Source organism: Cyanobium sp. BA20m-14, assembly GCF_024346295.1.
Genome location: NZ_JAGQCR010000111.1, coordinates 1 through 10,214 on the forward strand (window position 1 = coordinate 1; position 10,214 = coordinate 10,214).

A 10,214-nucleotide genomic window follows, 5' to 3' on the forward strand; every position below is an offset into this window, starting at 1 on the left:
TGCAGGATTCTTTCCTGCTGGCCGGCCTCCCAGCACACCTCGCGGCGGCTGAGGTGGGGCGCCGGCCGCAGAATGGCCTGGCAGCGCGCCAGCCAAGCCGGATCGAGCTCCAGGCCCAGGAAGCCAGCCAGCCGGCCCAGCTCCCGCTCCGGCTCGGCCAGCAGATCCTCATGGCGCACATCCAGCAGGCGTGACTGGGGGCCGCCACCTTGATCCATCCAATCGGCAAGCTGGAAGAAATAGGCCTCGGCCCGTTGCAGGTCTGTGCCCCCGGGCGGCAGCACTCCGGCGGCGATGCTGTCGATCTTTTGGGCGATTGTGGCGATGTTGTCGAGCGGATGTCGCACCGCCCGTAGCCAGTGCAGCGGCGCCGGGCTGGTTAGCTCAAGTCGCTGCCGCAGCCACGGCCGGCGCGCCAGCTCTACCAAGGTGGCCTCCCCATGCTTATCGCCTACAACCAGCGGCTGCCGCACCTGCCCTTGCCCTGCTAGCCGGTAGCCGTAGCCCCCCGGCAGCATCTCCTGGGTCGCTGCCCACTGGGCCGAGCGTTCCAGCAGCGGCAGCACCTCCACCAGCCGCCAGCCCCAGCGCAGAAACAGCAGTGCATCGAGTTCATGACCAATCGCCGCATCGGGATGGGCATCCAGCAGCGCGCCCAGTAGTGAGTGGCCACTGCGCGGTGGGCTTAAAAACAGGCACACCGCATGGGCCCTACGCCAGCGGCGCCGGCCCCGTCGCCCCAGCTCCCCCCGCAGCGGCCACCAGCGCAGCGGTCTGGTGCGTTGCCGCCACCAGAACCATCCCGCCGCCGCCGGAGTCAGCGTCGCCACAGCTTTGATCTGGCCTCACAGAACGCTCCATGCAGCACACCCGCCGTGTTGGCCAGCTCCCATCCCAGCAGCAGCAGTGCCAGCGGAAGCCGCTGCTGCCATGGCTGGCAGTTCAGGGAGCGGATCAGTTCACGCACCAGGCCGAGGTGACTGCCGATTGGATCGTGGTTTAAGTCGTGGTCTAAGTCGGGGTCTAAGTCGGGGTCTAAGTCGTTGGCGAGGTCGAAGTCGGTGGCGGTTCGGCACTGCTTGTGATGAATCCAGGCACCACGGCCATAGCCGTAGTACTGGCGCAGAAATCCCCGCAGGTCAGTGCGGTGGTCATGGGCCACCACCGCTAGGGGAGCCATGACAATCCGGCCTCCCCCGGCCCGCCAGCGGCGGCAGAAGTCTCGATCTTCCGCTCCGAAGCGTCCGAAACGCCCATCGTTGCCTTTGAGGGCCTCAAAGCCAGCGGCAGGAATGGCGAGGTTCAGCCCCGGCGCAAAGCTGGCGTTGTTGGGGTCTGGGTTGAAGTGCCGGTCTACCGCCTCATGGATCAGCTGCCCCGCCTGGGCGATCAGGCTGCGGGGCTGCCCGTTCTGCACTGCTCCGCCCACCAGCGCTCCGGGGTGGCGCCCAGCCACCTCCAGCAGGTTGGCCAGCCAATCTGGGTGGGCGATGCAGTCGTCGTCGAGGAAGGCCAGCAGGGTCGCCGTCGCTTGGGCGGCCGCGAAATTACGGTTGGCGGCCACACCCTGGTTGGCACGCAACAGATGACGCAGCACCAGGCGATCCCCATGGGCTTTCACCAAGGCATGGTTCAAAGCATCGTTGGGCGGGGTGGACACATCCACCAGCACCACTTCGAAATTCTGCTGCGTCTGGCGGGAGAGGGAATCCAGGCAACGGGCCAGTGCCGCCGGTCGGTTGAACGTCAGCAGCAACACCGACACCAGCGGGTCTTTCATCGCCCAGGCCGATACGCCGCCATCACCTGGCCGCGGGGATGGCCCCAGTCACCCAGCAGCTCACAGCTGAACCCATTTGTCTCGCCAAAACACCTGATTTCCGAGTCGGTATAGGCGAAGTAGCCATGGTCGTGGCCTTTGCCCCCCTGGCGCCGTTGCCGCTGCGTTGGGAAATAGGTGGCATAGAAAACCCCATTAGGTCGTAGCCAGGGGCGCAGCTGGCGGAAACACCGGCTGATCGGTTCGGGCGGCAGATGGGTAAACAGGGAATGGGCGATGGCGATGTCCGCCTCCACCCCAAACCGTTCAAAGCGGAAGCTGTCGTCGACCAGCAGGCGTGGCCGCTGCCGCGCCTCCAGCTCGTCGCCCAGTTCCTGCTCCACACCCACCCGCAGCAGCTCCGCTTCCTTCTCGATGCCCAAGTAGTGGCCTGGGGCCAGGTAGGGGATCGCCCGACAGCCCAGTCTCAGGCTGCCGCAGGCGATGTCGAGCAAGACAGTTTCCGGGCGCAGACCGTGATTCAGCAGAAAGCTCCATTGCAGGTCACCGATTTCGTCCCAGCGGCCACCCACGTAGGTGCGGTGACCCAAACTGGCAATACCCGCCGGGCCCTCGGCCGGCCGCCGCAGCCGCCGCAGCAGATCGGCCAGCAGACCAGTCACCAGGCCGTTGTGGTGGGTCCCCATCAGCTGCTGAACCCAAGGAATTTATGTTTTAACACCATGAACGAGATAGATCGACTGCTGAGCCATCTCGACTTGGTTGCCGCGGATGCCAACCGGGATGAACCTACCTCGCTCGATCCAGACGCCATCTCGGCGCTCTGCGAGCAGCTGGCAAACAGCCTGCTGGGGATTGGCGCCACCGGTCCAGCTGCCCGCTGGCGCACCCTCTCGATAGTGGGCCCCAGCCCCAGCCAGCTAGCCCCTGCCCTTGACCACACTCGCCACGAATTGCGGGCTTTTGGCCTGAGTTCGCCCAGCGAGCCTGCAGAGCAGGATCTGCTGACAGCCGCCCATCGGGCACTGGCGGGGGAGGCAGCGCTTCCCCAGGCAGGGTTGGTGGCGGATTGGGCCCGCAGCCTCTTGGCAGCTGGGGATGGTGCCGCCGCCCTTGCCCTGCTGGAGCGCCAGGCCATATGCAGTGAGCTGCGCCCGGAGCACTGCAATGCGGTCGCGTCGCTGCTGCTGCAGCTGGGGCAGGCATGGGAGGCCGAACGCTGGCTCTGCACCAGCCTCACCCACAACCGCCGTCAGCCCCGGCCCTGGTTTCAGCTGGCAAGGCTTTTGCTGGATCAGGGCGTTTTGGACGAGGCGCTTGAAGCGGTGCAGCAGGGCCTGAGTATCGATGCAGAGAGCGACTGGGGACGCAATCTGCGCGCCCGGATCCTGCTGACAGGGGGAAGCTGGCGCAGCTACGACAGCCTGGTTGCCAACGCCGACGCCCTGCCAGCCAAGCAGCCAGCCCAGCTGGAACTGCAGCGGCAGCGCGGGCGCTGGGCCCGTGGTGGTTTCGGCTCAGGTTCGCCGCTGTCACTTCCTTTGCCGAAGCGGCTGGAGCTGCGGCGCCTGCTGCCGGCGGAGGGTCTGGTGGTGTTGCTGCACGGTCACCATGCCGATCCGCTCTGCTGGCTGCTGGAGCAGGGCGTGCTGCGCGAGGGGATGGCGGTGCAGCCCCTGGCCAGTCGCGAACCCCTGCTGATGGCCGAAAGGCTTGCTGCTGCAGGCTTTAGTGCCCGCAGCGAGCAGCCTGCCGCCCTGATGAAACAGCTGGCCGCCGAGGCTGGGGAGCCCGTGGAACTGATGGTGCTGCAACGGCCCTGGAGTGCCAGCCTGCCGATCAGCCTCGGCGGCCTGCTGCCAAGGGTGAAGCGCCTGCTCACCCCAGGCGGCCTGCTGACACCGCCGCAGTTCGCCCCCCTGGCGGCATGGCAGGGCTGGCAACTACTAAAGCAGCGCTAGTACACAGATCCTGCATAAAAAGTGCGAGCTGGATTCCGCCGAGCCAAAAGCTATGCGCTCTACGCATTAACCCCCGGGAATCAGTAGCCATAGCTACTGGAGAAGAAAAGCTGGGACGGCTAAAAAAGCCATGCGGACATAGGGATTGCTTATGGTTGCATGTTTGAGCTGATTTCGACTGCTTGGGGCATTATGGTGTTATAATAGTTTTGCGTCGACCTTGAAGGTCTAATAATGTCTTTTATCGCCCCTCCACCGAGCACCATTTGGGATCAAGGCAGTAATACTCCGTCCAGCGTTACAACCTGGACAGGCAACCCTAGCCAGGTTGACGGCAGTACGCCAGTGCAGGTCGGCGGCGTAAGTAATACCTGGACAACCACCGATGTTCCGGCCGGCTCCACGAACCAGGTGGTTTTGAGTGGCCAAAACAACATCCTCAACGTAGGCACAGGTTCACAGGAAATCCAATCCATCGGCCAGGGCAACCAGATCGAAGCTGTCCAGGTGCTCGGCGATGGCACCAAAATCATCAGCACTGGTTCCTTCGGCGCCGGCTTCGAATCACCTCCGCCTCCCGCTGTAAACGCAGCTGCCACAACAACCGGCGATGTCATTGGCCAAACCTCCACCATCAATGAGATGGCAGGGGGGATGACTCCGGGTAGCGGCTTCTACTCCTATGCCACTGGCGGCACCGGCAACGACCTGCTCTACGGCAGCAGCCAAAGCGATTTCTTCCGCGGTGGCATGGGCAATGACACGATCTTCGCCTACGCCGGCAACGACATCGTTCGAGGTGGGGCTGGTTCAGACCAGATGACCCTGGGCAGTGGTAATGACACCATTTACTACACCTTTGACCAGCTTCAAAATGGCGATATTGATATCGTAACTGACTTCAATAACCCCCCCGATGTTGATAAACTTGCCATCCAGGCCAACCGGGTGGGTGGTAGTGGCAATTACGACAGTTTCGGAGGCTTTGGTACCAACTCCCTAAGCATCACCGATTCGGATGGCAGCGTCACCACGGTGCAGACCTCAAACGGATACTTATGGCAAAAGACAGACATTTTCTTTGTGGTTTGACCTGAGCCAGGTCCTGTCTTGATCCTTTCACTGGCATCAAGCTGGTATCAAATTGAACTGAGATTGCCTGCTTGCGCTTGCGGCTTGCCGCTTCAGCTCAGCTTCAAGCTCATCGACGCCAGCACCGCCATTCACACCATCCGTCTGGCTGAGCAGGCAAGTGGTGGTTATGTGATGTTGCCCCTTAACGCCGAACCGCTCACCGTTGAAGCCCATCTGGCTGATTTGCCGGCCAATGGCGCCCAGCTCTGCTGGCGGCAGATCTCACCGCGGCTGGCCAAGCTGGCCATGGCTCGACAGCTCTGCGCAGAGGATCCCGCCACCCTGTTCACGGATGCTCTTGCGCTGCTTCACCAGCTCGAGCAACTAACTCCGGAGCGAGCGCTTGATCGCCTCTGGCATCGCTATGCAGCCTGGTTAGCCGACCGTCCAACTCCGCTGCGGGCAGCCGGCTGGCTGGAGGGTCGCCCGCTCGCCGATGGCAACTTTCAGCCGCCGCCCAGCCAGGCCTCGATCGTGCGTATCCGCGCCCTGAGGGCCCTGCTGCTGGAGCAGCCCCGGCCCCAGCGGCGGCTCAGCCTGGTGCTGCCGATTTATGGCGAAGAGGCCGTCACCCTGCGCTGCCTGGCCAGCTTGCTGCAGGAGCAACTGCGTGCGCCGGCGCCCACTGCAGAGCTCGAGATTCTCTGCATCGATGACGCCTCCCCAGCTGGCTCCCTCGACCAGCTCGCCGCCCTGGTGGCCGAATGCGGCGATGGCCTGTTGCAGCTGGTGCGTCAACCCGAAAACCTCGGTTATCTGCGCAGCTGCAACCACGGTGCCAGCTTCGCCACGGGTGAACTGATCTGCTTCCTCAACAACGACACCGTTGTCACCCCCGGCTGGCTCAGCGAACTGATCAGAACCCTGGAGGGGTTCCCCGACGCCGGTCTGGTGGGGCCCATGTTTCTCTACCCCGACGGCCGCCTCCAGGAGGCTGGTGGCATTGTCTGGCGCGATGGCAATGCCTGGAACTATGGCCGTGACGCCGCCGCCGACGATCCGGCCTATGGCTTCTGCCGCGACGTCGATTACATCTCCGGAGCCTGCCTGCTGATGCGCACGGAGTTGTTTCGCCGCATTGGTGGCTTTGACAACCGCTACGCCCCGGCCTATTACGAAGACACCGACCTGGCGATGGCGGTGCGAGATCTCGGCTATCGGGTGTTGATGCAGCCCCTCGCCAAAGTAATCCACTACGAGGGTATCTCCAGCGGCCGCGACCACGACAGTGGCCCCAAGCGCTTTCAAGAGCGCAACGCCCGGCTGTTCTGCAGCAAGTGGCAGCATCAGCTGGAGAGCCATGTCGACAGCGGCACCGCCGTTTGGCACGAACGCAATCGCACTCGGGTGGGTCGCATTTTGGTCATGGAGGCCAGCCTGCCCACCCCCGACCGCGATGCCGGCTCCCTGTACATCTTCAACCTGCTCAACGATCTGCTCGCCCTGGGCTGGGATGTCAGCTACCTTCCGGCCGACAACCTCCTCTGGCAGCCCGACTACGGCATCCCCCTGCAAAGGCTCGGTGTGGAGGTACTCGTGCACCCCTGGGTGGCGTCGGTAGACCAGCTGCTAGAGCAGCGCGGCGATCACTACGAAGCGATCCTGATCGCCCGACCCGAGGTGGCCGACCGCTGGCTGGAAGCGATCAAGACCCACGCACCCCTGGCCCGCCTCCTCTACTACACCCACGATCTGCACCACCTGCGCATGGAGCGGCAGCGCGCCATCGAGCCCGAGGCCGTCAGCTCCGAGGCAATCGAGCGCATGCGCCGCTGTGAGCAGCGCATCCTTGATGTGGTGGATGGGGTGCTCTATCTCAGCGACGACGAACAGCGCCAGGCCGTGGAGCGCCTGCGCCCCCGCGCCGCCGGTTTCGTGCTTCCGCCCCGGGTGCGCCGCGAGGCCCAACCCCAGCCCCAGGGCTTCCATGGCCGTCAGGGGGTGGTGTTCCTGGGCGGGTTCGCCCATCCCCCCAACACCGATGCCGTGCTCTGGTATGTGCATGAGGTGCTGCCGCTACTGCGGCAGCAGGCCGATACCGCCGCCGTGCCCCATCTGCACGTGGTGGGTGCCAACCCGCCACCGGCAATCCTGGCCCTCGCTGGTCATGGGGTGACGGTGCACGGCTACGTGGCAAACCTGGCACCCCTGCTCGGCCGCCTGCGCCTCGGTATCGCGCCGCTGCGCTTTGGTGCTGGCGTCAAGGGCAAGATGCTCACCACCATGGCGGCCGGTCTGCCGCTGGTGGCCACCAGCGTGGCCGCCGAGGGGCTGGGGTTGCGCGATGGTGTCACCGTGCGCCTGGCCGATGATCCAAAGACTTTCGCCGCTGCCGTGATCGCCCTCCACTCCTCCGCCGAGCTCTGGGAGCGCCATGTGGAGGCGGCCAGCGCCCATCTCGAGGCCGGCTGGGGCGCCAGCGTGGTGCGCGAGCGGCTGGCCCAAGCGCTCCAGGGCGTGGGTCTGCCGGTGGCCACCGTGGCACTGCCCCTGCCCGAGGAGCACTGGCCGCTGCCCCTCGGCGCCGGGCCCGAAGGCCTTCTTGCCTCCTACAACATCCGATGAATGCTGCCGCGCCGGGCGTGTGGATCCCGCTCAACCAGCTCCTGGCCCTGCCCCTGGCGGCCGAGCCCCTTGCCAGCCTCTGGCGTGAGCTGCTCCGAGCCCTGCCCGCCGAGGCAAGCCGCGAACGCCTGGCCTTGGAGCAGGCGCTTCAGGCCCATGAGCTGCGCCGACTTGAAGCCCGCTTTGACGCCGGCGAGATCGAGGCGGGCTTCAGCCTGCTGGACGGGCTCGCCCCCGAGCTCGAGCCGGAGCAATTGGCCGAGCTACTCAGCCGCCTGATGCCCAAGCTGAACCACGCCCTGGTGGAGCTGGCCGGGCCCAAGCCGGATCCGGAGGTGTTAGCCGATCCGCGCCGGAGCGAATGCCTCTGGCTTGCTGATCAGTGGATGCGCCGGCTGGAGGCGCTGCCCCGGGACGAATCCAGTCGACGCGTGGTGATGGCAGAGCAGCTTTGCCGGCACGGTGCAATCGCCTGGATGGGCCAACCCGGCTCTGCCAGCCGCTGGCGGGCGGTGACGCTGCTGCAACGTTTGCTGATCCTGCGGCCCCAGGCTCGGAACTGGGTGGTGCCCGCCATTCGCGAGCGACTACTGCAGGGAATGAACGAACTGGAGCAGGAGGGAGCACTGGCAGATCCCCAGAGCCTTTCGCGCCTGGTGGAAGCCTGTGCTGCTCTGGGAGCCGATCCAGACCTGCCACAACAGAACAGGCAGGCCCTCGAGCTGGCCGTGTTCCGAGGCCGGGCCGCCCTCGACATCTGGCAGAACTTGGACCAGTTCAGCTTTGTTGCTCCCTGAGCGCCCGCTGCAGTTGCTGCAGCAGGCTGGCCTGCAGCAGGCGCTCCAGCTGCTCGACTTCAGCACCATCGCGAGCTGCCTGCATCAACGCTAGTGCCGCCTGCTGCCGCAGCACTTGACCCTGGAAGTCTGGAGTTAGCCGGGCCAACTGGTCAGCGGCCTGATCGATCCATTCTTCTGCGCCCATCTGCATCATTGCCCCCGAAAGATCATGATTTTGAAGCCATAAGGTTTTGACGCCATCAGGTTTTTGAAGCCAGCTTGGTCCACTGATCGTTGGGTTTGAGCCGCACGGAGGGCGGGTGCTGGCGCAGGGCGGAGCAGCGCCCGTGGAATTCCGCCAACCGGTCGCTGAGATCAGGGATGGCGGCGAGGTGCTCCTCCAACCGGGTGGCGGCGCGGCCATAAAGGTTTGCATCCAGCTCGGTGATCTCCAGCAGCCGATCTGGGGGCAGTGCCTCCGGCTGCTCGCTACTGGAGCGGAGGTCTTCTGTGATGTTCAGCCGTTGGGGGTAGGCTAGATCTTTGGGGCAATCGAGCTGCTCAAGCTGATACTCGAGCGCCACGATCGATTCGTCGTAACGCTCGACAAGGCCGACGAAAAGGTCCCTCCGGGTCAGATCGATCAGCTCGGGGCGTGCCGCCCAGCCCTTCTGCAGTCGCCAGTTCTCGGGCTCCTGCGGCGAGAGATGGCGCGTCTGGTAGTTGGCAAGGGGGCCGCGGCAGAACTGGTCAATGTATTGCCGGAAGGAGATGGCGTCGATGCTGCCCTGCTTGTGCAGCTGAAAGCGGTAGGCAGAAGCGAGCCGGGCCAGCGGCTCCCGCAGGAAGGCCACCTTGATCCGAGCCAGTGCCCCGGGCGGCGGCATCGTGATCAGGTGAGAGGTGATCATCGGCGGGCATTCTTCTTCCGCGGCAACGTGCTCCCTCACCCGCTCCCACGGCAGTCGCTGGTTTGAGGCCTCCGACTCCACATAGGCCACACCGGCTTGACTGGCATGCTCTAGCGACCAGATGAAGGTGGAACCGGCGCATTTGAATCCGTGCAGATGCAAGAGATCAACCCCGGAAACGCGGTCTGGTCGCGCAACTGTCTGGGAGATCCGGATCAGATCAGCTCGCATCGCAGCGACCCAGACAATCGGTTCGGGGTGGAGTTCTTCCAGCCTTGTCAGCAAGGCAAGCCCGTCGGCACAGAGGGCGGCGCCTCCGTGATCGCGTAGCACCAGGTGGTGAATCCAAATAGCGCCATGGCGACAGCATTGCTCCTCATGGACAGTCACCCAATCAGGCTGGATGGGGTTCTGCTGCTTCAGCGCCTGAAAAATTCGGGCCCCATCGAGGGCATGGGTGATGGCGGCGGCGGGATCTTCGTCGGCGATATCAAACATGCGACGGTGAGCGGCCAAGCCGTGCTCGAAACTGACGTCATTCACTGGGGTTGTCCGCAACGGACCAAGTGACTTTGCTTCTGGATCATTCTTGCCCATCCTCAAGGGATAAACCGCGGCCGGGAGGAGTTGAGCACAACCACCGCCGCGGCAGTGCATGTCTGATCACTGATCGCTCAGCCAGCCTCACTTGGTCGCAAAGAATGGATGCGTAGCCATTGAGGCCTCTTGTATGCCACTGGGATCAGGCAATGACAACTCATTGCAAATCATTTCTACATCTTCTTTGAGCGATTCAAGACTAGGCAGCTCATCGCAATCAGTCCAATCCCGGAGCGATGAAGGAGGCCCAAGCTCCGCAGCTATTGACTTATTATACGAACTACTATCCCTGGTCTTATTACACCAGCGACGATCAAGGAAAAAAGGACTAGAAAAGCACGAAAATCTCTCGGCGAGCTTTGCCAAGCCGGAATAAGGAACCCCTTCAAGGCCAATGATATTAGAAGCAAGCTTGCAAACCAACAGATTACCCCCTATCGAAACGTTTTTGTTTTCCATAGAGTAGTCGCCAGAGATGATGCCA

10 protein-coding genes are annotated in these 10,214 nt (G+C 63.8%); 4 read left to right on the forward strand and 6 right to left on the reverse strand.

Translation table 11 applies throughout. The features are described 5' to 3' along the window. The 3 genes from KBZ07_RS11055 to KBZ07_RS11065 form a co-directional block, all read right to left on the reverse strand. Positions 1–830 (reverse strand): sulfotransferase (locus KBZ07_RS11055; RefSeq protein ID WP_254931662.1); only part of this gene is annotated, 830 nt, incomplete at its 3' end. Continuing rightward, positions 818–1,780, reverse strand: a complete 963-nt coding sequence (locus KBZ07_RS11060; RefSeq protein ID WP_254931663.1) for a glycosyltransferase family 2 protein — start codon at positions 1,778–1,780, stop codon at positions 818–820. The genes KBZ07_RS11060 and KBZ07_RS11055, both read right to left, overlap by 13 nt. Continuing rightward, positions 1,777–2,466 (reverse strand): class I SAM-dependent methyltransferase, encoded by a 690-nt coding sequence (locus KBZ07_RS11065; RefSeq protein ID WP_254931664.1) that lies wholly within the window; start codon positions 2,464–2,466, stop codon positions 1,777–1,779. Before KBZ07_RS11065 ends, KBZ07_RS11060 begins: the two co-directional genes overlap by 4 nt. 36 nt (positions 2,467–2,502) lie before the next feature. Between KBZ07_RS11065 and KBZ07_RS11070 the strand changes: the two genes are divergently transcribed. The 4 genes from KBZ07_RS11070 (at position 2,503) to KBZ07_RS11085 (ending at position 8,237) form a co-directional block, all read left to right on the forward strand. Continuing rightward, positions 2,503–3,741 (forward strand): hypothetical protein, encoded by a 1,239-nt coding sequence (locus KBZ07_RS11070; RefSeq protein ID WP_254931665.1) that lies wholly within the window; start codon positions 2,503–2,505, stop codon positions 3,739–3,741. Positions 3,742–4,086: 345 nt separating this feature from the next. Next, positions 4,087–4,833, forward strand: a complete 747-nt coding sequence (locus tag KBZ07_RS16315; protein WP_254931666.1) for a calcium-binding protein — start codon at positions 4,087–4,089, stop codon at positions 4,831–4,833. Between the two features lie 84 nt (positions 4,834–4,917). Beyond that, positions 4,918–7,440 (forward strand): glycosyltransferase, encoded by a 2,523-nt coding sequence (locus KBZ07_RS11080; protein ID WP_254931667.1) that lies wholly within the window; start codon positions 4,918–4,920, stop codon positions 7,438–7,440. Continuing rightward, on the forward strand, positions 7,437–8,237 hold the full coding sequence (locus tag KBZ07_RS11085) for a hypothetical protein (RefSeq protein WP_254931668.1): 801 nt from the start codon (positions 7,437–7,439) through the stop codon (positions 8,235–8,237). The genes KBZ07_RS11080 and KBZ07_RS11085 overlap by 4 nt, the downstream gene beginning before the upstream one ends. On the opposite strand, the gene KBZ07_RS11090 is transcribed toward KBZ07_RS11085, so the two are convergent. The 3 genes from KBZ07_RS11090 to KBZ07_RS11100 all read right to left on the reverse strand — a co-directional run. Next, a complete protein-coding gene (locus KBZ07_RS11090) occupies positions 8,218–8,424 on the reverse strand; it encodes a hypothetical protein (protein WP_254931669.1) in 207 nt (68 codons plus the stop codon). The genes KBZ07_RS11085 and KBZ07_RS11090 overlap by 20 nt on opposite strands. Before the next feature lie 55 nt (positions 8,425–8,479). Next, on the reverse strand, positions 8,480–9,688 hold the full coding sequence (locus KBZ07_RS11095; protein WP_254931670.1) for a sulfotransferase family protein: 1,209 nt from the start codon (positions 9,686–9,688) through the stop codon (positions 8,480–8,482). 126 nt (positions 9,689–9,814) lie between these two features. Beyond that, a partial coding sequence (locus tag KBZ07_RS11100; protein WP_254931671.1) for a hypothetical protein occupies positions 9,815–10,214 on the reverse strand: 400 nt, incomplete at its 5' end.

Excerpts from the sequence above, each read along its gene's own strand:
- KBZ07_RS11060 (WP_254931663.1), bottom strand. The coding sequence starts at position 1,780 with ATGAAAGACCCGCTGGTGTCGGTGTTGCTGCTGACGTTCAACCGACCG.
- KBZ07_RS11065 (WP_254931664.1), bottom strand. The coding sequence starts at position 2,466 with ATGGGGACCCACCACAACGGCCTGGTGACTGGTCTGCTGGCCGATCTG.
- KBZ07_RS11070 (WP_254931665.1), top strand. The coding sequence starts at position 2,503 with ATGAACGAGATAGATCGACTGCTGAGCCATCTCGACTTGGTTGCCGCG.
- KBZ07_RS11085 (WP_254931668.1), top strand. The coding sequence starts at position 7,437 with ATGAATGCTGCCGCGCCGGGCGTGTGGATCCCGCTCAACCAGCTCCTG.
- KBZ07_RS11090 (WP_254931669.1), bottom strand. The coding sequence starts at position 8,424 with ATGGGCGCAGAAGAATGGATCGATCAGGCCGCTGACCAGTTGGCCCGG.